This window comes from Serratia sp. K1WW1, from assembly GCF_055790865.1.
In genome coordinates this window covers 2445416-2470399 of record NZ_CM147697.1, presented here as the reverse complement: position 1 = coordinate 2470399, position 24984 = coordinate 2445416, and the positions used below count along the sequence as shown (strand labels likewise).

Below are 24984 nucleotides of genomic sequence, written 5' to 3'. Positions count from 1 at the left end.
ACAAAAAATTTCACCTTAAAATCAACTCAATAGCCCTGCTACTACGCCAATCAGATTACCCCTGCTTCGTCTATAATTTAAAAAGCTAAAAATTGGCATCCAAGGTGGGCACCATGGCAGGAAAGATCACAGGTTTAAGAAGCCGCTATCCGCTACATATCCAGATTGCCGTGCTGTTTACCTTGCTGATTGTCTCCATCGGCAGCGTGATCGTGCTTTTTAGCTACAGCCAACTCACCAAACTGACCGAGGCCAGCACCAACCGACAGTATCAAAAAACCGGCGAAACCATTGCTGCGGAGCTGGACTCCGTGACCCGCAGCATGAAAATGTCGGCGAAGATGTTGGCACGCATGCCAATAATAGAAGCCACCACGCTCGAACAACGCATGGCATTTATCGGCCCACTGATCGAGATACTCAAGCAAAATGATTATGCCAATGCGGTATACAGCGCTTACCCCAACGGCGATTTCTTTATACTACGCCTCCTCACCCCAGCCAACCGAGCTTTATTTAATGCGCCGGAAGATGCCGAATGGCTGGCACAAAGCTACCGCTTTTTAGAGACCTCGCCCCAGGCTCAGAATATCTTTTTGGACGGTAAACAGCAGGTTATGGCGGTAAAAACCGTACCGTATAACAATTATGATCCCCGGGAGCGTACCTGGTATCAATTGGCGGTAAAAACTCAGCAACTGATTACCTCCCCGCTCTATACCTTCAAAGGCACCGGTGAAACCGGCTTCACCTACAGCATCCAGGCTCCAGATGGCCATGCCGTGATCGGTTTGGACGTTTCACTGGCTTCACTTTCATGGTTTCTTCAACAAAGCCTACCGCCGGATAGCCAGGCGGCAATTATCAACGCTGGCAACGAAACCATCGCCAGCCTGCCTGCACAAAACCCCAAAGGCCAGGATGGGCTCAACAGCATTGCGCACATCCCGGTGCTGCAAGCGTTGCTAGATCCCCATCACGGCGCAAGCGGCGTATTTACGGCACAAGGGCAGAGCTGGTTTGGAGCCGTTGTGGATCTTAAAGGGCAAAGCCAAGGCTACCAGTTGGTGATTGCCACGCCCTCGGCCTATCTGACCGCTGATGCCAACGCCATTCGCAACCGCTCGACCCTGATCGCCTTTGCGTTGCTGCTGCTCGGCCTGCCGCTGGTCTGGTATTTCTCCCTACGTATTTCCCGGCCGCTGATCCGCCTGCGCCAGGATGCTGACGCCATCAGCAATCTGCATTTTGATGAGCGGGCGGAGGAACGCTCGGTGATTGAAGAGGTGGACGACCTGCACAAAGCCATGTCCAAAATGAAGCTGACGCTCAAGCAGTTTATCTCGATGGGCAGCCTGTTATCCGCCAAGGATAATTTCCCGCAGCAGATGCAGGGCTTGCTCAATGAAACCAGTAAAATCGCGACCATGAGCGGCGGCATTATTTTCCTGTCAGACAAAACGCCCGGCTGCTTTTCACCCATAGCCTGCAACTGGGCTGGAAAAGAGGTGGCTAGTTCGGAGGTGGCAGCGTTGCAGTTTGATCCACAGCAATCCAGCACGTTTTGGCAGATTCTGGAGGGTAAAACCGTTGCCGGAGTCTTTACCAGCGAGAATATCCCCAGCCAACTGCACACGATCTTTGGTTCCCATTTGCCGCTGCACTATGTGGCCGTCCCGATGCAAACGCATGATCGGGAACTGATGGGGTTCTTACTACTGCTTAATCCTGCCGAAGCTGGCCCGGAACATGGGCAAGCCAAAGTACAGCTGATTAATGCTCTGGTGGGCAGCTTATCGGTAGCGATAGAGACGCAATATCTGCTGCAAGAGCAGAAGCATCTGATGGGAGCCTTTATTCAGTTAATCGCCGGAGCTATCGACGCCAAGAGCGCCTATACCGGCGGCCATTGCCAGCGCGTACCGGTCATTACCAAGATGCTGGCCAAGGCAGCGGTTGAGGCCAAACAAGGGCCGTTCGCCGATTTTACCCTTTCCGCCAATGAGTGGGAGGAACTGCACACCGCCTGCTGGCTGCACGACTGCGGGAAAATCACCACGCCGGAGGCCATAGTGGATAAGGCCACCAAGCTGGAGATGATTTACGACCGTATTCACGAGGTGCGGATGCGCTTTGAGGTGCTGAAGCGGGAAAAAGAGGTTAGCTTCCTGCGCAAGCACGCTACGAACCCTGCTACCGAGCAGGAAGAACAACAGCTACGCGATGAGCTGCAGCAGTTGGATGAGGATTTCTATTTTATTGCCCAGTGTAATATCGGTGGCGAATTCCTGTCTGACAGCGCGCTCGCACGCATTCAACAAATCGCACAATATCAATGGACCCGTACTCTGGATGACACCGCAGGCGTGGCACGGGAAGAATTGGCGCGCAAAAACCGCCGCCCTGCCGTCCCCTTACCTACCCAGGAACCACTGCTGGCGGATAAAGAAGAACATATCATCTACCGCGACGAGAAAAGCCATCTGCCCGAAAGCTATCACTTCAAACTCAAGGAGCCGACCTTGCTCTATAACCACGGGGAGATTTACAACCTGGGCATCCGCAGAGGCACCCTGAGTGAGGAGGAGCGCTATAAAATCAACGAGCACATTATGCAGACTATCATCATGCTGGAAAAACTGCCGTTCCCACGCACCATGGCCAATGTGGCGGTAATTGCCGGTGGCCATCATGAACGCATGGATGGTAAAGGCTATCCTTACCAGCTAACCCACCAACAGATGAGCATTCCGGTGCGTATGATGGCGATCGCCGACGTGTTTGAAGCCCTGACGGCCGCCGATCGGCCTTATAAACCGGGCAAGCTGTTATCTGAGGCACTCAATATTCTGGTCAGCATGGCGAATGAAAATCATCTGGACCGCGAATTGATGATCCTGTTCCTGGAGTCTGGTATTTGGTATGACTACGCGCAGAGCTATTTGCAAGCCGATAAAATAGACACCGTCGATATCCCCGCGCTGTTACGCAAACTCGAAATGCCCGATTGCCAACCGACGAACTGATATCCAACAGTTTTGCAGCCCCTCACCCCAGCCCTCTCCCAAAGGGAGAGGGGGCCAAACGTGCCACAAATTAACATCCGCGCCTGACTTCAGCTCCGTATAAGCTGGGGTTTGAAGGGGAACTCATCATGCCGCAAATTAGATCCGATACCTGACCACGGCGCCCTGCCAGCCCCCTCTCCTTTTTGGGGAGAGGGTTGGGGTGAGGGGAAAATATCAGAAGCCGTTATTTTTTCTGCCGTTGCGCCTCAAACCACACGCCGCATTGGGAGAAGAGCAACGTATTACGATCTTTCACTAACACGTTATCACCGGGAACCCCTTCAGTCCCCTGATCGGTGATCCCCGGTACTGTGACATCCTGATGCTGAATGATGACTCGCTGCACCGAAGGCGTACTGATACCCAAAATCGGGAAATCGACGTACCAATTATCGCCCGAGTTGTCTTCCACAAACTCTTGCGCCTCTACCGTGGTGGTGATCGCCCCCTGATTGATCAGTTGCTGTTCATGCCAGGTAAAGCCGTCTGCTTTATAGTTGATACTATTACCGACCAACTGCTGCGCCTGCTTTTCATCCCAGCAGCCCACGGTCTGGGTGGGAATGATCTTGGTCACGCTCCAGTTGCCGATTAACGCCGGTGGGATCGGGGCTGGGGCGTTTTGTGCTGCCCAAGCGGTGGGCAACGACAGCACCAGCAGCGCAGCCAGTGGCAAGATTCTTTTACTCAGGGCGAGGTATTGCATGGTACGGCTCCTTAGAGTGCTGCAAGTCTATCAATTACAGTGACCAATCTGGCTATGACTTTACCTAAGCCATTGGCCTTTCAGCAAGCGGTGTTAACGTGGAATTAGCGGCCACCAGCGTTGTTCATCATCCCGCTGCTGCCACTGCGTCTCCCCACTGAGTGTCAAACGCCGATCTTCCAGGTAACGATATTCGCTGCGAGCCGCTTCCAGCAGGCTGAAATCCAGCTCCGCCTGCACTATTCCCGGCTCACGGCCCATGCTGGCCACCTCACGCCCCAAGGGATCAGCAACCAGGCTTTCGCCAGCAAACTGCATCCCACATCCATGCCCGGCGCGGTTGGCCATCGCCACAAACATCTGATTATCCTGAGCGCGAGCCAGCAAAGCGTTACGATGCACGTGACCATAGGGATCCATATTGCCATCGGTAACCAGCAACAGATCGCACTCCATCAGGGCCAAGGCTCGTGATGCCTCTGGGAATTCGATGTCGTAGCAGATCAGTAAACCAATTCGCCGCCCACGCCACAGCCCGCAGACCAGGCGATCGCCCGCTTGCGCTTCGGCGCGTTCATTGGTCCATAAATGGCTTTTGCGATAATGCAGATAGATGCCCTGCTCCGGTGTGATCAGTACCGAGCTGTTGAACAGTTGCGTGCCATCCTGCTCAAGAAAACCCACGGCGACGGCAATCCCCGTACGCTGGCTTGCCGCCACCACTTGCGCGAGCTCCGGGCCTTGCAGTTGCAACGCGTAGCCCGTATTGCCGTCAGGATGGGTAAAGCCGGTAAGCTGCGTTTCTGGCAACACCAACAGGTCGGTTTGGCCGCTGCAACGTTCAATCTGCGCCAGCACGGCGGCCAGGTTATGGGCAATGTCCCCTTCACGGCAGGTAAATTGGGCCAAGGTTATCCGCATTGATTACTCCTTTTAAGTCGAACAGTGTTTTTACCTGTTATAGCCACTGGCTGGCAAGTCACTGTTAACGGAGATCATCAATAAAACGGCAGCGTTATTCCTCCGGATGATAGCCATTGAAGTAGAGATTCAGCAGCACCGCCGCCACCGAAGAAAGCAAAATGCCGCTGTGCAGCAACGGTTGCAGGCTCGCTGGCATCTGGGTAAAGAAATCAGCCGCTACGATTGGGATCATACCAAGCCCCAGGCTGATGGCGACAATATAGGCGTTATAGCGATTGGTATTGAAGTTGACCCTGGTCAGGATCTTGATGCCGGTAGACAGCACCATGCCAAACATCACGATACCTGCGCCCCCCAAGACAAACTGCGGGATCGAGGCCACCAGAATAGACATTTTGGGGATCAGGCCGAACAGCACCAGAATCAAACCTGCCATCACGCATACCCAGCGGCTGGACACCTGAGTAACGCTGACCAAGCCAATATTCTGTGAGAACGAGGTATGCGGGAACGTATTGAAAATACCGCCGATAATGGTTCCCAGGCCGTCAACCCGCAACCCGCGTACCACATCCTGCTTGGTGGTTGGGCGGCCGACAATTTCCCCCAGCGCCATAAACATGCCCATCGACTCAATAAATACGATCAGCATGACGATCGTCAGGGTGATAATCGAAGCCGGATCAAAGGTGGGCCAACCGAAGGCAAAGGGGCGCACGATGGCAAACCAGGCGGCTTCATCCAGGCCAGCAAAGCTGACTTCTCCCATCAGCAGCGCCACCACAAAACCGAAGCCAATCCCCAACAGCACGGAAATATTAGAGATAAAGCCTTTGCTAAACCGGGTGATTAGCAAAATAAAAATCAGCACCAGCAGCGAGACGCCAATATAGGCCGGGTTACCGTAGTTGGCATTGCCCCTGCCCCCGGCGGCCCAATCTATCCCGACCCGCACGATGCTTAGGCCGATGGAGGTGATCACAATCCCCGTCACCAGAGTTGGGAACAGCGGTATCAAACGGCCAACCAACGGCACCAGCAACGTGGTGATAATTCCGGCTGCAATAGTGGCGCCAAAGATACCGGTCAGGCCGATTTCGGGGTTGGCACCGATGGCCAACATCGGCGTGACGGCTGCGAAGGTGACGGACATAATGACGGGCAACCGAATACCAGCAAAGCGACCAATCCCGATGCATTGCAATAGCGTCACCAAGCCACAACAGAACAGATCGGAGCTGATCAGATAGGCAATCTGCAATTTATCCAACCCCAGGCTGCCGCCGATCATCAATGGGACGGCAACCGCCCCTGCATACATCACCAGAACATGCTGAAGCCCCAGGGTAAAAAGATGGGCAATGGGTAATATCTCTTCAACTTTATCAATCGTTTTTTCAGTCGCCTGCGCCTTTTCGCCGGGCAAAATAGTATTCAAGTTGGTCATGGAACCTCACTCCTGTACGGCCTTGATCAGGTTGTCATTCCTGATGGCTACGATTCGAGGGCACAGCCTGATAACCCCCCTGATAATGGATGTACGGCACGAGTTCGGGGCATGCATATTGTGTGCAGAATGGGCAGATTTCGGGTGATATTGCGAAAGGGAGTGTTTTAAATGCGAAAACCATCACAGATGAGGCTTAATTTATTGCGATTTTATTAACATGATATTGGGTAAAAAATAACACTCACCCTCGGCGAAAGTGTCGCGATTGATAAAATTACCAATATGATTCGTCTCAATTTGAGATTTCATTATCCTACCCAGTCGCAAACTGACGGCAGCGACATGCTCAAGGTCGCCGTGTCCCTGGGCAAACCGCCGGTTATTACACCGGCGGCCTGAGGCTCACAGCTTCTTGCGGTTACGGCGCATATCGATAGCCACGGCGGCCACGATGATCATGCCTTTGATAATGTCCTGAATGTAGGAATCCACGCCAATAAAGGTAAAGCCACTTTTGATCAGGCCGAGGATCACCGCGCCGATCAGCGTGCCGGTAATGCGCCCCACTCCGCCCATCAGGCTACTGCCACCGATGACCGCTGCGGCAATGGCGTCCAACTCATAAGACACTCCCATACTAGACTGCCCGCTACTGACCCGCGCCGCCAGCACTACTCCCGCTAATCCTGCCAACCCACCCGCAATGGTGTAGACCGTCACCAGGTATTTATTGACGTTGATCCCAGAGACCCTGGCCGAGGTCATATTGCCGCCGATGGCATACACGTATTTGCCATAACGGGTGTGCTTCAGGGCGATATGGAAAATCACCGCCACCACCAGGAAGATAATCACCGGCATGGCACCTTGGCCAATCGAGGTGAAGCCATCCGACAGGAAACTGACCGGGTTACCTTTGGTGTAATACTGTGCCAAACCACGGGCAGAAACCATCATCCCCAAGGTAGCGATAAACGGCGGAATACCGGTGCGGGTGATCAAGAACCCGTTGATAAACCCGCAAATAATACCCACCCCAATCCCCGCCCCGATGGGGATCGCGGCGGGCAGATCCAGCAGGCCCGGATACATTGGCGAAATGCTTTCGGAGGTTTGCGCCAAGCTGGCCGCCACCACCGCCGTCAGGGCAATCAGCGAGCCAGATGAGAGATCGATACCGGTGGTAATAATAACCTGAGTTACACCAACGGCGATGATGCCGATAATCGCCACCTGCAAAACGATCAGCAGCAGGCGGTTCGGGTTAAGCAGGAATGACTGATCTCGCACGTACCAGCCCAGCATTTCAAAAATCAGCGCGATACCGATCATGACGATAAAGATGCCGGTATCTTTCGGCAGCTTGCCGCTGAAACCGGCAAACGGCGAGGCTTTGACTGGCTGAGTTTCCACTTTGACGTTATTCATTGTGTTTTACCTTTGCGTTATTCCGAGGCCAACGCCATGATTTTTTCCTGGTCTGCTTCATCTTTATCCAGGATCCCCGTAATGCGTCCGGCGTGCATCACCATGACGCGATCGCTCATGCCGAGTATTTCCGGCAGTTCAGACGAAACCAAAATAATGGCGACACCACGGTGCGCCAATTCGCTGATCAGGCGATAAATTTCTGCCTTGGCCCCCACGTCGATACCGCGCGTGGGCTCATCCAGGATCAGGACCTTCGGCTGCGCCAATAGCCAGCGGGCAATCAAGACCTTCTGCTGATTGCCGCCGCTGAGGTTATTGATAATCTGATCCATCGTCGGGGTTTTAATATTGAGTTTGCTGATTTGCTCCATGCAGTCTTTGGCCATTTGCGTCTGGCTGACAAACCCGTTTTTGCTGGTATAGGCGGAAAGGTTGACGATGCTCATGTTCTCCACCACCGACAGCACCAGAAACAGCCCAGACTTTTTACGGTCTTCGGTCAGGAATGCCAGCCCCTGCTCGATGGCCTTGGAGGGTGAGTCTATTTTTACCGGTAAGCCTTCAATATAAATCTCGCCCCCCTCAGCCGGATGCATGCCAAACAGGCTCTCCATCACTTCGCTGCGCCCAGCTCCCACCAGCCCGGCAACCCCGAGGATTTCCCCACGCTTAAGCGCAAAGGAGATATCCTGGAACCAGCCGCTGCGCCGCAACCCGGCCACACGCAACACCTCTTCACCGATATTGTTATTGAACTTGGGGAACATCTGGGTCAGCTCGCGGCCCACCATCATGGTGATCAGTGACTGTTTGGTCAGGTTTTCGGTTTTATCACTGGCGATCGAGGTGCCATCGCGGAAGATGCTGACCTCGTCGGTAATGGCAAAGATCTCATCCATTTTGTGGCTGATATAGATAATGCCTTTGCCCTGCTGCTTCAGTTCACGAATGATCGCAAACAGATGCACCACTTCCCCTTCCGTTAATGCCGAGGTCGGCTCATCCATGATCAATACGTCGGCGTTATAAGACACCGCCTTGGCAATCTCGACCATCTGTTGGTTGGCGATGCTCAGCGTGCCTAGTTGGGTTTCCGGGTCTAATTTAATCTTGAGATGCGCCAACAGTTCGCGGGTTTTACGGTTTAATTCCTCGTGGTTTACAAAACCCAACTTGGCGGGTTCACGCCCCAGCCAGATATTTTCTGCCACCGTCATATGCGGCACCAGGTTCAGCTCCTGGTGGATCATGGAGATGCCCGAGTGCAAGGCCGCCTGCGTATCGTTAAACGTCATCGGCTGCCCTTTGACCTTGATGGTGCCGGCATCGGGCCGATAAATACCGATTAAGCACTTCATCAGCGTCGATTTACCGGCTCCGTTTTCCCCCATTAACGCATGCACGCTGCCCGGTTTGATCTTGAGCGACACGTTATCCAACGCCTTAACGCCCGGGAACTGTTTGCTGATGCCTTCCGCTTCCAGCACATAAGGATACATACTGATAACCTCCGCCGTTATCCTGCCGATCGCTGTGAACGATGCCCCGTACCGTTGGGCAAAGGGCCGGGTGATAATTACTTTTTATTCTTGTCGGCAAAGTCTTGGTAATTGGCTTTGGTGATCAGTTGGTAAGGGATCATGACGCTGCTTTCAACCTTCTCGCCCTTAACCAGTTGAATGGCGGTTTGCACGGCGCCCTCCCCCTGGCCTTTAGCATCCTGGAAGATGCTGAGGCTCAAATCCCCCTTTTTGATAAACTCCAGGGCATCTGGCGTACCGTCGACACCCGCTACCAGCACGCCGGTTTTCTTCGCCTGTTTCAGCGCCAGAATGGCACCGATCGCCATCTCATCATTGTTGGAAGCGATGGCATCAATCTGCTGGCCGGAGAGGATCCAGTCGGTCGTCACGTCAACCGCCTCTTTGCGGAAAAACTTGGCGGTTTGCTTATCGATGATGTGAATATTCGGATATTGGGCCACCACTTCCTCAACGCCGCGGGTCCGATCACGGGTGGCTTCACTGGAAAGCTCGCCGAGCAGGATCATCACGTTGCCCTTGCCGTTCATCAGCTTGGCCAGCTCTTCCATCTGCAGCTTGCCCGCCAGTTTGGAATCTGAACCTACGTAGGCCATACCGGCTGGCAGTGTGGCCTCTGGGCGACGGTTGACGAACACCAGTGGAATATGGGCGTTCTCCGCCAGCTTGATCATTGGCTTGACGCCCTGGGTATCCACCGGGTTAAGGATGATGGCGTCGACCCCTTGGCTGACAAAATTCTCTATCTGCTGGATCTGCTGTGCGATATCGCCTTTGGCATCTTCAAACTGGCCGCTGACGTTACCTTCCTGCTTCATTTTGTTTTGCATGGATTGGCGCAGGATGGTCAGGAAGTTGTCATCAAAGTAGGCCATCGACACGCCGATCTTGATATCTTTGGCTAACACCGAGGCTGGCAGCATGCACATCAGTAGCGAGGTGACGATCAATTTCTTCAGCTTCATGTTCTGTACCCTTTAATTGTTAGAATGAAGAGGCCTGTTGATTTGACGGCTAATGAAAAATATTTTTTACATTCAAACAACAACCCGCTCGTTATTATCGTCTTAAAAACCTGTTCCACGTGGTATCTCATCAGTTAACACTGGTTATGAGATGCTTGGGGATAATTAAAAATAATCATTAAAACAATGCATTGAAATTAATCCCTGATGTGATTGTTAAACACCTCACACAGACATCAAACGTTTGTTTCAAAAATGAGACTAATGAAATTTTTTAACCCAAACAAGCGAAACGTGTGTTTTGGAATGAGCAAATAACAAAAACATGACAGGGATCTAACAAATGGACGCAAAGTGACCGCCCCCCCCTCACCCCATTGTAAAATCGGGGAGCCCATAAGAGTGGGAGCGGGTACGGTGTTGTAGGTAAGAACGGAAGTCAGTCTGGAGGTATAAGGCAGAACGCCGTAGTCAACATTCGGTTCCCTCTCCCTTCTGGGAGAGATACCGTCTTGTCGGCTATCCGGCAAGCGGTATTTCCGCATTAAATACCTTTCCTGATTTCACCACACCATAGGCCAGTTGCAGCAGTTTTCGCATCGCCGCACACACTCTCTCTTTGCCCGACTTCCCACGCAACTTCAGCCTTTCTGTCAAGTCCTTAACCACAACATTGTATTGGCCTGCTACTACCGCTGGCATGTATAACGCGCTTCGTAGCTCACTGTGTCCCACTTTCGATAACCGGCTTTTCCCTTTAAACATCCCCGACTCACATCGCTGTGGATTCAGTCCTGCGTACGCCACCAGGGCCTTGCTGCTGGTGAACCGACGCAGGTTTCCAGCAAAGGCCAGCAGGCTGGAGCTCAGCATCTCTCCCACCCCTGGGATGCTTTTTAGCAACTCGCTGTCCCGTTTCAGGTCAGGGTTATCATCGATGTGCTGACTGATTCTCTTCTTCGTTTCTCGTATCAGTTCATCCAACGTGGCGATGTGTTCATTGAGTGAAGGGACGATGACCGCTTCTGCCACCTCCAGGCGATTTTCTTCCATCTGACGCATCTCTTCCAGGTTCTTAAGATGCCTGACCAACGCGGTCAACTGGCGTTCGCTCAATGGGGCTGGGAACCACGGGTCAGGCTGATGCAGTGCGCAGTAGCGGGCTATCATCGCTGCATCGCTTTTGTCCGTTTTGTTCCGGGTCAGTTCTGTATTGCCGAAGGAATGGATACACGCCGGGTTCATCAGACTGACGTGGTAGTTGTTGTCTGCCAGATAAGTGGCCAGTTCCGTGCTGTAGCTCCCAGTGGCTTCCATGCAGACATGACAGTCGCCAAAGCGGCTCAACCAGGCCGCGAACTCGCGGCATCCAGAAGGGGTATTGGCAAACTTTTTGGTTTTATACTTCTGATTTTCCAGCAGTACGGCGACATCAAACTTGAGTTTGGCGATATCAACGCCGACAGGGGTTCTGCGCATTATGGCACTCCATAACCATGTCTGTAATTTATCGCCGGACCATCCTTATATGTGGGTGCTCATAGGCACAGGATACCGTTCGGTCTACAAGGCGACAGGGAAATAGACAGTTGGGGCACAATCTCTCCCACGGGCTCATAGGCACTAGGGTTAGGAGGAGCTCACCAACTATCTCCCGATGATCAGTCGGGGATCTTCTCCGCTAAGGCGGAGAAGATCAAGACATAAGAGTTAGAGTGATGGGGATGTTAGTTTTGTTCTGAGACCAGCACGGCCAGCGTATCCGGCTCCAGGGCGCGGAAGATGTGCGGCCGGTCGGCTGGGTAGCAAATATAATCCCCGGCATTCAGCTCGGCAGGCTCTTCCACCAGCCCGACCAAGGCGCGCCCCTGGGTGATGACGATGTGTTCCACCGAGCCTAACGGATGCGGATGAGAAAGACGGTCAGCTCCCGGCTGGGTCGTCAGCAGATAGATATCTCGCCGTGCGCCAGGCGGACAGGTTGCCAACAGCACCGCCGTATAGTTAGCCACTTCCGACACCACCGCCGCCCCTTCCCCACGCCGGATCACCTGCGTTTTACTCTGCTGCGGCTCCATCAAACGCGCAAAGGGGATATCCAGCGCAACGCAGAGTGCCCACAGCGTTTCGAGGCTCGGATTACCATTCCCCGCTTCCAGTTGAGACAGCGTTGATTTGGCAATTCCTGCCCGGCGAGCAATTTCTGCCAACGAGAGGCCTGTACGCTGGCGTTCGCGCACCAGAGCTTCCGCAATGATATTGATGGGTTGTTTCATAGGCCGCGTAACTCACCTTATAACGAACGATCGTTCGACTTGTAAATCGAGATTGAAGTGTTCATTATAATAGAACAACCGTTCGTTTTGAGAAAGGCAGTGAGAAAAATAGTATGGCTAAAAACTTTTTCCCCTCGCTCGATAAGGGCGTGATCAAAGGGATCGCGCTGGTCTGCCTGGCGGATGGCATCGTGGGGATCTCCTATGGCTCGCTGGCGACCGGCCTGGGTTTCGAGCTCTGGGTCCCGCTGATGCTGTCGTTGCTGGTGTTGGCGGGCGCCTCTGAATTTCTGTTTATCGGCATCGTCGCCAGCGGTGGTAGCCCCTTCGCTGCGGCGGCAGCCGGGCTGCTGGTAAATGCACGCCACCTGCCGTTCGGTATGGCAGTGAAAGAGGTGATCGAGCGCAGCCGCTTTAAGTTATTGGGTTGCCATATCATGAATGATGAAAGCGTGGTGTTCGGCATTTCCCAACCGACGTTGGCCAAAAAACGGGCGGCCTACTGGCTCTGTGGGCTGGGGATCGCCGCCTGCTGGCCGTTGGGCGTGTTGATTGGCGGCACCATCGGCAGCTTTATTCCCGATATCAATGTCATCGGGCTGGACGCCGTGTTCCCCACCATTTTGCTGGCCTTGATTGTCGGTTCGCTGAAAAAACTGCGCACCTTTATTTCCGCCTGCTCCGGCACCCTGATTGCCCTGGCTAGCGTGCCCTTGGTACCGATTGGCATGCCAGTGCTGTTTTCACTGTTGGGTTTACTGATCAGAACACGAGAAAAATAATGGATAACCAAACACTCATCATCGGCATTCTGCTCCTGGCCAGCGGCACCTTTGCGTTTCGCTTTGCCGGGTTCCTGCTGGGCCGCAGCCTGAGCTTTTCTGACCGGGTTCAGGCCTTACTCGCCGACTCTGCCACCACGTTGCTGCTCGCCGTAGCGGTGATCGCGACGCTGTTCGAAGGGCAACACTTTGCTGGTTATGCCCGTTTAGGCGGTGTGGCCGTGGGAGCATTATTAGCCTGGCGGAAAACGCCGTTAATCGTGGTGTTGCTGGCTGCGGCGGCAGTGACGGCGCTGTTGCGGGTAGCCGGTGTGGCATAACTCACTGCTGGCCGGGTATGATAGCGGCCGGCAGGTATGCTGCCTCACCGGAGATGGGATAGGAATGGAGAAGCTCGCCACATTAGCCGTAGTTGGAATCTTGCTGCTTGCGCCCTGGACAGCGCTACAGGCCGTGACGCCAATGGGCCCAGGTTTTACCCCTGACCGGCCTGCTTCGCTGTTTGACTGTCAGGCTCCGTTGATCAAGCTGTTAGCCAGCAGCAATCAGGCTCTGATCCGGGCGGAGAAAGTGCCAGCGAACAAGCTGGAAATCAATATTGAACCACGGGCCAACGGCATACAGGCCATTCAACTGTTCGACCGCCGCAAGCCAGCCTCGCCCGATTCGCCAGGGGCCGGACATCTTGGTTGGGTCATGTACGATCCGCAAACCGGCCAGCTACTGGATAACAGCGCCGACGAACAGCATCCGCTGCGGCTCACCTTTAATCCACAGTACGGCAAACATTACCAGCAATGCCTACAGAAGGAGCAGCGCTGCGCGGCCATTCTGGACCAGATGAAATTAGGCCCAATCATTGCCGATTCCCCTAAATATGTGGTGCGTGGTAAAGGCCGGGCTTATTTCCACGCCGCCCCCACCGAGCAGTGCATCAATGAATCTCAATTTGTGATCCCGGATGACAAGGTGCAAGTGGTGGGTTATGCCGCACTTGAACCCGTCGAAGGTGAGAAAAATGGCTATCTGTTAGTCGGTTATGGCAATGCCTCCGGCTGGATCAACATTGATCGTCTGGCCCCGCTCGACGAGATTTGCCACGATGCGCAGGCAAGCGCCGAAGCTGCATTAAGCAAAGCGTCCTCACCTGCGGCGAAGTATCTGGTGAAGAGTAAAAAACTCTATTTTTACGACTCGCCGGATAAGCTCTGCCAGGATGAAGGCGGGAAGTTTGTCGTCAATGGCGATAGCGTTACCGCCACGCACGGGCAGCCTTATAAGGAATTTTTGTTTGTGAGCTATCTTCATCCCAAAACCGGCGATAAAACCACGGGCTGGGTGAAGGCTGATGGTTTGGTTGGGCAATAAATACAAGCTAATCAAGAGCACGGACTGGCTCTCTCGCCCTTTGGGATGATTGGGCTAAAACCCACCGAGCGGTGGGTTAGATATCGCTATTGATCAATCAGGCAGCCAGCTCAAATAAATAGAGCGTGTAATCAACCTTGCTCGCCACATTACCCGGCGTTGCGCGGCCGGTACTGCAGAAGTTTGCGGCAAAGGAGGCATAAACCTCACCATCCATCACCGGGACAAACGCCGAACTGACCAGTTGAGAGTTACTCCCTGCCTGGACAATATCGCCTTGCTGGTTACGCAGTTGGATCTGCACGTTACCCGCTTCCGCCATATTAATCAGGCCGCCGGTGGCAGCATCAACCGTGGCACCCCCCTCAAAAAACACCAAGGCGTGAGTATATTGCTCCGGGATACCTGCAACGCGGATATCAAAGCGGGTTGCCTGTGCCTGAGCACCTGGGTTTGCCAGCTGCGCTTCGCTTACTGCACCAAGCTGCACGTAGCCATTTTGGGTTTCGCTGCCGTTAACGCTGACGGTGAGGCCAGCACTGCGTGGCCGCTGTACAATAATGCCACCATCTTCAATACCCATAGTTTGGGCAACGATCTGTCCAGCAAAATTGATGGTTCCATTGACGGTATTATTCATGGTAAATATCCTTATTCAAATAAGAGAGCAGAATGGTTCAGATGTTCCACCTGATTTAATTCGCAGTGTTTGTTCTGCTTAACTAAATATTATCCACTTAATGATAAGGGTTCCTTCTGTTACCGTTGTGCTATCAATGGCAGGACGCTGATGCCGACGGATAAATCGATGGGCTTTTGGGTAGATATGGTATTTCACCGTGCGAGGGGCCGAACACAGCAGCTCACCTTCCAACTGGTGCTCCGCAACGTTAAACACCAGCTGAAAACTATCCTGAGTCGGGTTATGCAGCACCAGATCGATATAGTTGTAGAAAATGGCGGCTCCCGAGTCACAAGGCAGGATCCCCCTTCGTCCGGGAAAGGATCAAACCTGTGAATATATTAACCACCACGTTATGGCATAGTGGTCAGGGAAAAACGCCGCTCAGTATACCCGAGCACGGGGCAAATCACTCAGCCTGGTGGTATAAGCCGGTGACAGCAGTTCACGCTTCATCGACCACACCTGCTGCGTTCCCTGGCCAGCAAACCACAACTTGGCCCGGCCCGAGTTATTGATGAAGTCCATCACCTTCATTAACTCTTCACTGCCATGCCGAGGCTGATACTCATCGAACATGTCGAGCTGTGCAACGCCCTGGCTGAAAAAATCCTGCAGCATCACCCCGCCCTTATCGAAACGATGACCGGGTTGCCAAATGGCATCCAGGCAGCGCATGGCGGCGGCAATAATATCGCGGGTGTCTTGCGTTGGCGTGTTCAATTTTATGCTGGCCGAATTACCGTAATAGGCCTCGTGAGTGGCGAACGGGCTGGTTTTGATCCAGGCGCTGACGTGCCGACAATACTGCCGTTCTGCCCTCAACTTTTCTGCCGCTCGAGTGGCATATAAACAAATCGCCTGATGCATATGTTCATACTCGGTGATACGTTCGCCAAAGCTGCGGCTGCTGATAATCTGCTGCTTGGTTGGCGCAAACTCTTCCAGCTCAAGACAAGGCTCACCACACAGTTCCCGCACCGTACGTTCGACCACCACGCTGAAGCGTTTTCGTATCATGGTGGTACTGGCATCAGCCAGTTGCAGTGCGCTTTCTATGCCCATCGCGTTCAGCTTTTTTGCTATCCGCCGCCCAACGCCCCAGACTTCCTCTACCGGCACCTTATTCATCAGCTTACGCTGCCGCTCCAGGCTGGAAAGGTCGACCACGCCGTTGGTTTGTTTCACCCATCTTTTGGCGGCAAAATTTGCCAGCTTGGCCAGCGTTTTGGTTTGCGCAATCCCGACCCCGATCTTTAGCCTCGTCTCGCTCCGCACTTTGTCCCGGATCTGCCGCCCAAACAGTTCCAGATTGCCGCAATTAGGCACCGAGGAGAGATCGAGAAAGCTTTCATCGATAGAATAGAGCTCAACGCGGGGGACCAACGCTTCCAATGCCGTCATCACCCGAGCTGACATATCGGCATACAGCTCGTAGTTGCTGCTAAAAGCGACGCCTCCCGCCCGTTCCAACTGCTGCTTGACCTTGAAATACGGCCCGGTCATCGCCATCCCCAATTTTTTGGCCTCTTGGTTACGGGCCACCACGCAGCCATCATTGTTTGATAACACCACCACCGGGCGGCCACGCAGATCGGGCCGCCACAGCATTTCACAGCTGGCATAAAAGTTGTTCACATCGGCCAGCGCGTACATTACTTCAGCCTCGTAATAGTCGACACCACAACGCCGACGATATCTAAATCTTCAGCGCCATCATGTAGCGGAATGGGCTGGTAGTTGGGGTTCATCGGTTCGAGCTGCACGACTGGCCGCAGACATAACCGCTTTACCGTGAACTCCCCGCCAACGCTGGCGATCACGATATCGCCATGTTCGGCCCCAATGCTGCAATCGACCACCAGCATCGAGCCATCAGTAATGCCCGCCTCCAACATGCTTTCACCGGAGGCGTAGAGAAAGTAAGTGGCATTCGGGTGGCTGATGCAATATTCGTTGAGATCGATCCTGGCATGGACGTAATCCTGCGCCGGGCTTGGGAAGCCAGCAGGCACCCGATCGGAAAACAGTGGCAGGTACAATTTCTCTGGGGTTGGTGTTGGAACAAAGTGTTTCATGGGGTATGTCTCTATACTGTGTTTTTATACAGTATAGATATACCGAATGGTGGGAGGAAGAGAGATTTTCACCGTGAATGATATGGCTATGATCGATAAGGAAAGAAAGTTGGCCTCTCTTGCCAATACCCATCATCGGCTAAGATAGGGGCCGCAGACATGGAACCCATTGATTTATTGGGTAACTATCGTTGAAATAATTACCCAGGGCTGGCCAGTAGCTAGTCAAATACCCCATTGATGACAGAGGCAACAATAGCCGTGCTTAAGGCCACCAGGACTAAATCATTCCCGGCGATACGCCATTCATAGCCAGGATAAGATGGCAGTTGTCCCAGCATTGAAGCAGGCACCCTTTTCTTGGCGATCCCCGGCGGCAATGGCTTGCCCCGTGCCAGGTTCTTGGCAATGCCGGGAGGTAAAGATTGATACCCGGTTAATCCATAGTTTACCGCCAGAGGTCGTACACGGTCATAATTGATATTCACGGTAACCAGATCGTCATTACCACCCTTGGATTTTTTTCCTTTGTCTGAATGGTCTTTGCCTGAATTACCCTTCCCGTGATTGTCGCCATGGTTAGCGGAATTACCGTGCCCACCTCCGTTACCGTTACCATTCCCTGGATTGGCCATAACGGAGGCTGAGGATGTGAACACGATCAACGCAAGTGCGAGGGCAGAACAGCGATGCTTGAGCATTTTAACTAACCTCAATGAGGGGATACCCGATCAATCTAGCCCTCCCCTGACTACCGAGCAATATGGATTCATCTTAGAGTTGGTTTTGTGCTAAGTTGATTCATGTGTTGCAGGGCTAACCAGGCGGCTTTATGAAAATTATTGCAGGTACCCTTTTAGTCATCCTGCTGGCAGGATGCACTTCAGTCAGTGTTTCTGGCTCTGGCGGTAGTTCGGGGCGTTCAACGGCCACTATTGGTATCGGTTCTGGCGTGCGCCTTTGATGCAGACACCCGCGCAGGTCTACTGGCTGGCGTGAATACGTTAACTCAGGTTTTTTCGTAGAGATCGATAATCTCGTACTCTCCGCCGATCACGGGTTTGCATAAAATTTTATAGCCATCGCTATCAAAGCCCGGCGCAGCAATCATTAACTCCCTCGCTTCATCCAGGCTATCTACTGCACCCAACCACAGCCAGTGGTGGATAATATGGTACTGCGCCATATCAGCCCCCTGCTCTCGCAAGGCTATCGGACCACGCCACGGCCAGCACACCACGCGGCTTTGCTCGAGCGCGGAAACCAAGCGCTGCCGATGGTCGGCCAGGCTTTCTTTACCACAGCAGGCTCCGGCACAACGCTTCAGTGCAGAACGAAAACAAGGGCGGCCTTTGCTTAATGGCTCAAGCCCCAACAGCCCATAGCACAGCTGATGCTGATCGGCGATAGACTGCAGCGCTTGTAGTGCCGCCCGCCGGTTGGCAAAAAGGCCAAACAACCCAGCGTGCCGAGCAAAATCCACCTCTTTGGCATACACCACCGTGGGTTTGCCATCATTGAGTTGCAATGCGCAGAGCTGCCTGTTGCGGCGCAGGCGTTTATTGAACAGCGGTTGCTGCTGTTTAATCAGTTGCGCTTCCAGCAACAACGCCCCTATTTCACCCGCCGTCCTGATAAAGGTGATACGCCTGGCCTGGCGCAGCATGGCCGCTTCATCTGGGGTGCGTAAATGTGAGAGCACCCGGCTGCGAAGGTTCACGCTTTTACCGATGTAGAGCGGCATGGTTTCGCACTCGCCGTGGAACAGGTACACCCCAGGTAAAGCGGGCAAGCCTTCAAGCCATTGGCGTAGGTGTTCCGGGTATTGGTAGATAGCTTCTGCTTCAAACTCAAGCCTTGGTGCGGCAGAACGTCTGGTCAATCGTACTCTCCATACTGATTTTTTATACAGTATAGCGGGGTTAGGTGGGGGTTTGAAAGGGATTGTGGTCAATACAGCATCAATGATCGTCCCCCTAGCCCTCTCCCTTTACCGACCAGGAACAGTACGTGCTACATGTTAATACAGTTCCAGACCGCAGCTGCGGACTAGCTCCCTCTCCCTGTGGAAACGTTCATGTTGCCTAAGATTTGTTCGGGGAGAGGGTTGGGGTGAGGGGTGGCGGTTTTCGCGATGCAGTTAAAAGATGTTATAAATCAAAAAAATAAAAAAAGACCGAGTACGATTCCTATACTCGGTCTAGGGAAAGGGCTCTTGGGAGAGAGCCGTGCGCTAAAAGTTGGCATTTATGCAAGGTTTGTTCAACCGTGCATTCTAAGAATAGTCCATGGTGCCAGTTTTGCCAGCCCAGCGCACACAAGTGATAGTTACAAACAGAAATTAATTACGTACATCTCGTCACCACCCGTAAACTTTTGCATAAGTATCGAGTGGTTAGCTGATTAGTCCGCACACAATTTTTCTGCTCTTTCGCGGAAAGGTTGCACGCTCATTTTCTGGCCGGGGTGGTTGGCGTCATCCAGCAGGATCACATCCAGCGATTGGGCACGCTGCTGCCCCGCTTTCACCTGTGCTTCTGCGGCTTCATTGAGCGGATATTGCATCAGGGTGCTGTTGTTGAGCACGAACAAGGCGGCCCCTTTGCGACATTGCAGCGTGACTTCCTCTTTGGTGAACGCCCACTGTTTGCCGTACTCCAGCTTAGTGACGTTAACCAGCTTATCTGCCGCCAGCGCGCTCGACGCCGTTGCCAGCAGCGCAATACCAAGAATTACAGATTTCATGTTTTTGGCCTTAAGTTGCGATTTAAATCGATTTTCCCGCAGTTTGGGGGCATCCGGCAAGGCGCAATGTCATACCGGCGCATAGGTTGCAAATAAACTCACCAACAGCAGCACCGCAGCGCCCAACGTCACCTCAAGCCAACAGGCGATCACCAACCCGCGCTGTGCCAGATTGGGGGAGGTGCGCATTGCGGGGACGATAACGTAACGGTTTGCCAATGCCACCATCACCATCAATGCCACCAGCCCGGCTTTAACTAACAACAAGCGTTGATAGGCGGAATCGAGATCGACTGGCCAGCGGCCAAGGATGATCAGGCTGTTGATTATGCCCGTGACGATCACCAGCACCACGGCAACATGGCCCCAGCGGGAGAAACGGATCAGGGTGGCGATAGCATCACTACGCCACTGCGGTTGTGGCAAGTAGCGCAGGCAAAGCAACAACGGTAATAGGCTGCCGAACCAGTAGCCTACCGCTAACAGGTGCAAGGCGTGGTTAACTCGGTGTGCAATTCCCAATATGCCCGCATGCATCGCCGCATGGCCGATAAACGCCATATTGATCAGTAACAGTGCCGAGCACATCGCTAGCGCTTGCCCCCGCTTTGCCGCAGGCAACAGCAAGGCTAACAAGGCCAGCAGGGAAAAACCCAGATGCCAGCGCCAGGCCTCACCAAAGGTGGTGCCCAACACCGCCCACCAAATGCTCAATTGCCAGGTATCCGCCCAGCCATCGCCCATCAATCCAGCCTGAATGGCCAGCATCAGCAAGGCGGTTAATGCGGAGATCCAGGTCGAGGCGAGCAGCAGCGGGCGCAAATCGCGGGTGATTATCGGGGAGAGGCGCTGTGGCGACAGGACGGCGGTGAACAGGCTGACGCCAAACATCAGCATCACCGCCGTAAAGTGCACAAAGCGACACAGCACAAACAGGGTCGCCAGAGTCATAGCTTAGTTAACGGTAAAGCTGTACTGACCTTTGGTTTTATGACCGTCAACGGAAACCACGTGCCAGCTGACCTGGTATTTCCCCGCAGCCAGTTCACTTTCAATCGGTACGTTAACCTGGGTGTTGTTGCTTGGATCCAGATCCAGCTTGCCGGTTTTAACCACAGCGTTATCTGGGCCGGTCACTTTGACACCGCTGAAGTTAGGCTCAATGCCTTCAGAGAAATTCAGCGTCAGCACTTTTGGCGCGGAGCTGACGGTGGCGTCTGCCGCCGGAGTCTGTACTTTCAGGTGGGCATGCGCCAACGCCTGCTGAGAAGACAAGCCGACAAACAGGACAAAAATGGTGGAAAGCAGGCGATAGGATGAACGAATTTTAGCGATCACGGAGGAGTCCTTTATCAATTATGTAGGTGATAAGGGCCAAGACCGGTTACGCGGAGCGATGTTTCCGCAGCCTCAACCCACCACTGTGATTGCGCCACGGGTAAACAGCAGAAGGAGTGGGTAACTCACTGTTATAACTCTCTACCTCCCGGTAGCGTATCGCGTTAAATCATAACGACGGTGAATCGGCAAGTCGAGCACATCACTGATATTTTGCGATCTGGCAGCACGTATCGCTATAGCAGTTCGATAAACGCAGGGCAAAAAAAACCGCGTACGGTGAAAAGTACGCGGTTTTCAGATTGATGACAAAAGCGGGTTATCAGGCCTGGCCGTTACCACTTACTGCCTCAGCACCCATTCTCTTCAGATCTTTATCAATGAAGAACAGTGCCTTGCCGCTGCTGCCTACCAGCGCCAACTTGTCCAGCACGGATTTGAACAGCTTCTCTTCTTCGTGCTGCTCGGCAACGTACCATTGCAGGAAGTTGAAGGTTGAGTAGTCTTGTGTGGTCATAGCCACGTGCGCCAGTTCATTGATTTGACGAGTGATCAGTTGCTCATGCTCGTAAGTCTGCTGGAAAACGTCCGCCAGTGATCCAAACTCTACCGGTGGTGCAGAAATGCTGCCGATCAGCGGCAAAGCCCCGGTATCACTGAGGTAGTCGAACAGACGCTGCATGTGCTGCATCTCTTCGCGTGAATGTTCTTTAAGGAATGCGGCGGCACCTTCGAAGCCTTTATCGCTGCACCAGGCGCTCATTTGCAAATACAAATTGGCGGAATAGAATTCCAGATTCAGTTGCTCATTCAGTTTCGTGGTCATTGCTTGCGTTAGCATGAGGATCCCTATTATTTTTGCAGGTCATAAACTTAATTGACCGCATTATGCCTTGATTAACACAAAATAAAAACACTTGATTTACATTCATTTATTTTAAAGTTAATTTACCTATAAATTCAATGCGTTATAAAAAACACAATTTAACATTAAATTATTATGATAATCATTTTCATCTTTATATTTACAGGAAGACGAATCATTCTTATTTAACAAAATAAACCAATAACGTTAGACTTAAACATTATATCACCCTGCTTTTTGTAATGACTCTACGCCCAGAGTCTGAAGATGGCAGGGATATGTTGGCTTGAGAAGCTTGCCAAGCGCGGCACGGTAGATTACCTTCTGCGCTGAGTTGCCGTTACACACTAGAAGGAGGATCCCATGGGTTACAATCTGGCAGAACTTTCCAAAGACGAGATGGACAAGGTGAACGTTGATCTGGCCGCGTCTGGAGTGGCATTCAAGGAACGCTACAATATGCCGGTGATCCCTGAGATGGTGGAACGCGAGCAGCCAAAGCATCTGCAGGACTACTTCCGCGAGCGAGTGATGCACTATCGCGTCGAATCACACAAATTCTCTCGCCTGCCTTACGAACCTAAAATGAAGTAATGGCCCCTCACCCTAACCCTCTCCCACAGGGAGAGGGAACCGATCGAGTGTGTTTGAAATTTCTCGCGACTCACCTTGGATGAGGAGATGACCGATTTTACTAGAGTTACCGATTTACCTCCAATAACGGCTCCCTCTCCCAGTGGGAAAGGGTTGTGCAAAACGGTCGGTAGCCAGCAGAGGAGGCGATCGATTTTGCTAAAGCTACCGATTTACTTCCAAATGAGCAGGGGCTAACAGCTCCCTCTCCCTGTGGGAGAGGGTTGGGGTGAGGGGCCAGCGAAACGGTCGGTAGCCAGCATCAACTGGTGCAAAATACCCGGTTCATCCGTGGAGTGCCCTGCCCCTTCGACAATATGCAGTTCAGCCTCTGGCCAGGCCTTGGCCAGATCCCAGGCGTTTTGTACCTGACAGGCCATATCGTAACGGCCATGGACGATCACCGCCGGAATATGACGGATCAGCGGGACGTTGCTCAACAGCTGGTCATCGCTGTCGAGAAAACCCTGATGGCTAAAGTAGTGGTTCTCAATACGGGCAAAGGCCAGCGCGAAATCATCTTCGCCAAAGGAGGCGGAAGCACCGCTTGGCAACAGCGTTACCGTTTCCCCTTCCCACACGCTCCACAGTTTGGCAGCCTCAAGCTGCACTTGCAGATCCGGTGAAGTCAGGCGTTGACGGTAGGCTGTAATCACGTCCTTGCGTTCTTCCTCCGAAAGGATAGACAGCACTCGCTCCCATTTATCCGGGAAGAAGCGGGAAGCGCCGTCTTGATAATACCAACTCAGTTCCTGCTTACGCAGCGTGAAGATGCCCCGCAGCACCATCTCGCTGACGCGTTGCGGATGCGTCTGTGCATAGGCCAGCGCCAGCGTGGAACCCCAGGAGCCACCAAAGACCAGCCACTGGTCCACTCCGGCCATGACACGCAGTCTTTCGAGATCGTCGACCAGGTGCCAGGTAGTGTTATTGTCCAGGCTGGCATGCGGTTTGGAACGGCCACAGCCGCGCTGATCGAACAGCAAAACCTTATAGCGCTGCGGGTCGAACAGCTGGCGATGATAAGGTGCGCTACCACCGCCAGGCCCGCCGTGGATAAATACCGCAGGCTTACCGTTTGGATTGCCGCTCAGCTCCCAGTAGATCCGGTGCCCATCTCCAGTATCCAGCCAACCGCTGTCATAGGCGGATAATGGCGGGTACAAACCTCGTAATTGTTCCATGGCGCGTACGTCTCTCTGTGAGTGATACCTTCATCAAAGCCGAAGCCGCTCATCAGGTCAACGGTAAAACGCTAAAACCTCCACCTATACCAACATGTTAGTGTGCGTTTGCTCAAAATGAAGTCGACTTGCTTTTACGCATATGGGGTTCGCGCATTTCTTGTGCGGTTTTGGCTTCAATACTCAGCTCTGCCGTGGGGCGCAATAACAGGCGTGGCAGGCCGATAGGCTCACCCGTTTCAAGGCAATAACCAAAATCACCGGTTTCCAGGCGCTGCAGGGCGGCGGCCATCTTGGGCAGCAGGCGGGTTTCCCGATCCAATTGGCGGAACAGCAGGCGCAGATCTTCTTCGCGCGCGGCTTTATCCGCTTCGTCACCGCTTATATCGCCGCTGTCGATATCACGTTTCAGCACCTCGATGTGCTGCCAGAGTTTTTGTTGCTCGTCCAATAGGCGTTGGCGGAAAAACGCCCGCTGCTCCGTATTCATGTAATCAGATTCTGGCATCGCCAGCAGTTGTTGCTCGCTTAATAATGTCATGACTGTCATGGCACACTCCGTGTACATAGGTTTGTTACATTATAACATTTTTAACACATGAAAGGTTAATAATAAATAATCATTGGATAAACAAGGCGTTGACGTTTCCATACCCTTTGCTGCTTGCATATGATGGCCGCTAGGGGGTTAATGGTTCGGCAAGCCACCCAACCATAGGTTAACCAAGAGGCCATCATGAGTAAGGGAATGGACAGCAAGAAAAATGCGAAGAAGAAACCGTTGAAAACCCCAGCCGAGAAAAAAGCGGAGAAACGTTCCAAAAAAGGACAGGCGTCTACATCTGGTGAGTAAATCAGTTTCTGACCGTAGTTAAACCCGCCGAGGCGGGTTTTTTGTTGCCTGCGAAAAGACAGGTTGGCATCGCAACCCCATATCGTTAAGCTAGG

At 53.0% G+C, this 24984-nt stretch carries 23 protein-coding genes and 1 pseudogene; 5 read left to right on the top strand and 19 right to left on the bottom strand.

Features of this window, described 5'->3' with window-relative positions; translation table 11 throughout:
* The first annotated feature begins 113 nt into the window (after positions 1 to 113).
* Positions 114 to 3026, top strand: coding sequence for an HD domain-containing phosphohydrolase (locus ACX9GU_RS11160; protein WP_473194784.1), 2913 nt, complete (start codon positions 114 to 116; stop codon positions 3024 to 3026).
* A gap of 226 nt (positions 3027 to 3252) precedes the next feature.
* Here the strand turns inward: ACX9GU_RS11160 and ACX9GU_RS11155 are convergent, their stop codons facing one another.
* From ACX9GU_RS11155 to ACX9GU_RS11120, 8 genes and pseudogenes are all read right to left on the bottom strand, one after another.
* Positions 3253 to 3774: a hypothetical protein gene (locus ACX9GU_RS11155; RefSeq protein WP_473194783.1), complete on the bottom strand. Its 522-nt coding sequence runs from the start codon at positions 3772 to 3774 to the stop codon at positions 3253 to 3255.
* Positions 3775 to 3867: 93 nt separating this feature from the next.
* Positions 3868 to 4695, bottom strand: coding sequence for a carbon-nitrogen hydrolase family protein (locus tag ACX9GU_RS11150; RefSeq protein WP_473194782.1), 828 nt, complete (start codon positions 4693 to 4695; stop codon positions 3868 to 3870).
* A 109-nt stretch (positions 4696 to 4804) separates the two neighbouring features.
* Positions 4805 to 6145 (bottom strand): annotated as a pseudogene (locus ACX9GU_RS11145) (nucleobase:cation symporter-2 family protein); the annotation flags it as partial.
* Positions 6146 to 6550: 405 nt separating this feature from the next.
* Positions 6551 to 7576, bottom strand: coding sequence for an ABC transporter permease (locus ACX9GU_RS11140; protein WP_166732752.1), 1026 nt, complete (start codon positions 7574 to 7576; stop codon positions 6551 to 6553).
* 17 nt (positions 7577 to 7593) lie between these two features.
* A complete protein-coding gene (locus tag ACX9GU_RS11135) occupies positions 7594 to 9078 on the bottom strand; it encodes a sugar ABC transporter ATP-binding protein (protein WP_473194781.1) in 1485 nt (494 codons plus the stop codon).
* A gap of 77 nt (positions 9079 to 9155) precedes the next feature.
* Positions 9156 to 10085, bottom strand: coding sequence for a sugar ABC transporter substrate-binding protein (locus ACX9GU_RS11130; protein ID WP_021181075.1), 930 nt, complete (start codon positions 10083 to 10085; stop codon positions 9156 to 9158).
* A gap of 519 nt (positions 10086 to 10604) precedes the next feature.
* Positions 10605 to 11564, bottom strand: coding sequence for an IS110 family RNA-guided transposase (locus ACX9GU_RS11125; protein ID WP_473192326.1), 960 nt, complete (start codon positions 11562 to 11564; stop codon positions 10605 to 10607).
* Positions 11565 to 11812: 248 nt separating this feature from the next.
* The gene (locus tag ACX9GU_RS11120; protein WP_021181074.1) at positions 11813 to 12361 is read right to left on the bottom strand and encodes a helix-turn-helix domain-containing protein; all 549 of its coding nucleotides are present in this window, start codon (positions 12359 to 12361) and stop codon (positions 11813 to 11815) included.
* A gap of 113 nt (positions 12362 to 12474) precedes the next feature.
* Here ACX9GU_RS11120 and ACX9GU_RS11115 point away from each other — a divergent pair, with 113 nt between their 5' ends.
* From ACX9GU_RS11115 to ACX9GU_RS11105, 3 genes are all read left to right on the top strand, one after another.
* The gene (locus ACX9GU_RS11115) at positions 12475 to 13143 is read left to right on the top strand and encodes an AzlC family ABC transporter permease (RefSeq protein ID WP_473194780.1); all 669 of its coding nucleotides are present in this window, start codon (positions 12475 to 12477) and stop codon (positions 13141 to 13143) included.
* The gene (locus ACX9GU_RS11110; RefSeq protein ID WP_021806744.1) at positions 13143 to 13463 is read left to right on the top strand and encodes an AzlD domain-containing protein; all 321 of its coding nucleotides are present in this window, start codon (positions 13143 to 13145) and stop codon (positions 13461 to 13463) included. Before ACX9GU_RS11115 ends, ACX9GU_RS11110 begins: the two co-directional genes overlap by 1 nt.
* A gap of 64 nt (positions 13464 to 13527) precedes the next feature.
* On the top strand, positions 13528 to 14511 hold the full coding sequence (locus ACX9GU_RS11105; protein ID WP_473194779.1) for a hypothetical protein: 984 nt from the start codon (positions 13528 to 13530) through the stop codon (positions 14509 to 14511).
* Between the two features lie 97 nt (positions 14512 to 14608).
* Here ACX9GU_RS11105 and ACX9GU_RS11100 read toward each other — a convergent pair whose 3' ends face one another.
* The 9 genes from ACX9GU_RS11100 to ftnA all read right to left on the bottom strand — a co-directional run bounded on the left by ACX9GU_RS11100 (position 14609) and on the right by ftnA (position 22195).
* The gene (locus ACX9GU_RS11100) at positions 14609 to 15151 is read right to left on the bottom strand and encodes a fimbrial protein (protein WP_473194778.1); all 543 of its coding nucleotides are present in this window, start codon (positions 15149 to 15151) and stop codon (positions 14609 to 14611) included.
* A gap of 426 nt (positions 15152 to 15577) precedes the next feature.
* Positions 15578 to 16849: a translesion error-prone DNA polymerase V subunit UmuC gene (gene umuC, locus ACX9GU_RS11095; RefSeq protein WP_473194777.1), complete on the bottom strand. Its 1272-nt coding sequence runs from the start codon at positions 16847 to 16849 to the stop codon at positions 15578 to 15580.
* Entirely contained in the window at positions 16849 to 17271 is a 423-nt protein-coding gene (gene umuD, locus ACX9GU_RS11090) for a translesion error-prone DNA polymerase V autoproteolytic subunit (RefSeq protein WP_024528804.1), read from the bottom strand. Before umuD ends, umuC begins: the two co-directional genes overlap by 1 nt.
* A gap of 221 nt (positions 17272 to 17492) precedes the next feature.
* A complete protein-coding gene (locus ACX9GU_RS11085; RefSeq protein ID WP_473194776.1) occupies positions 17493 to 17972 on the bottom strand; it encodes an anti-virulence regulator CigR family protein in 480 nt (159 codons plus the stop codon).
* 308 nt (positions 17973 to 18280) lie between these two features.
* Positions 18281 to 19153, bottom strand: a complete 873-nt coding sequence (cho, locus tag ACX9GU_RS11080; protein ID WP_473194775.1) for an excinuclease Cho — start codon at positions 19151 to 19153, stop codon at positions 18281 to 18283.
* 521 nt (positions 19154 to 19674) lie between these two features.
* Positions 19675 to 20016 (bottom strand): YebY family protein, encoded by a 342-nt coding sequence (locus ACX9GU_RS11075; protein ID WP_021806756.1) that lies wholly within the window; start codon positions 20014 to 20016, stop codon positions 19675 to 19677.
* A 69-nt stretch (positions 20017 to 20085) separates the two neighbouring features.
* Positions 20086 to 20967 (bottom strand): copper homeostasis membrane protein CopD, encoded by an 882-nt coding sequence (copD, locus tag ACX9GU_RS11070; protein WP_473194774.1) that lies wholly within the window; start codon positions 20965 to 20967, stop codon positions 20086 to 20088.
* Positions 20968 to 20970: 3 nt separating this feature from the next.
* Positions 20971 to 21354 (bottom strand): CopC domain-containing protein YobA, encoded by a 384-nt coding sequence (gene yobA, locus ACX9GU_RS11065; protein WP_021181056.1) that lies wholly within the window; start codon positions 21352 to 21354, stop codon positions 20971 to 20973.
* Positions 21355 to 21676: 322 nt separating this feature from the next.
* Positions 21677 to 22195 (bottom strand): non-heme ferritin, encoded by a 519-nt coding sequence (gene ftnA, locus ACX9GU_RS11060; RefSeq protein ID WP_473194773.1) that lies wholly within the window; start codon positions 22193 to 22195, stop codon positions 21677 to 21679.
* 387 nt (positions 22196 to 22582) lie between these two features.
* Here ftnA and ACX9GU_RS11055 point away from each other — a divergent pair, with 387 nt between their 5' ends.
* Entirely contained in the window at positions 22583 to 22813 is a 231-nt protein-coding gene (locus tag ACX9GU_RS11055; protein ID WP_021181054.1) for a DNA polymerase III subunit theta, read from the top strand.
* A 233-nt stretch (positions 22814 to 23046) separates the two neighbouring features.
* Here the strand turns inward: ACX9GU_RS11055 and pip are convergent, their stop codons facing one another.
* Both pip and ACX9GU_RS11045 read right to left on the bottom strand, forming a co-directional pair.
* Positions 23047 to 24036, bottom strand: a complete 990-nt coding sequence (gene pip / locus ACX9GU_RS11050; RefSeq protein ID WP_071682956.1) for a prolyl aminopeptidase — start codon at positions 24034 to 24036, stop codon at positions 23047 to 23049.
* A gap of 112 nt (positions 24037 to 24148) precedes the next feature.
* Positions 24149 to 24586 carry a TraR/DksA C4-type zinc finger protein gene (locus ACX9GU_RS11045; RefSeq protein ID WP_025120147.1) on the bottom strand — a complete coding sequence of 146 codons (438 nt, stop codon included), beginning with the start codon at positions 24584 to 24586 and terminating at the stop codon, positions 24149 to 24151.
* Positions 24587 to 24984 lie beyond the last annotated feature (398 nt).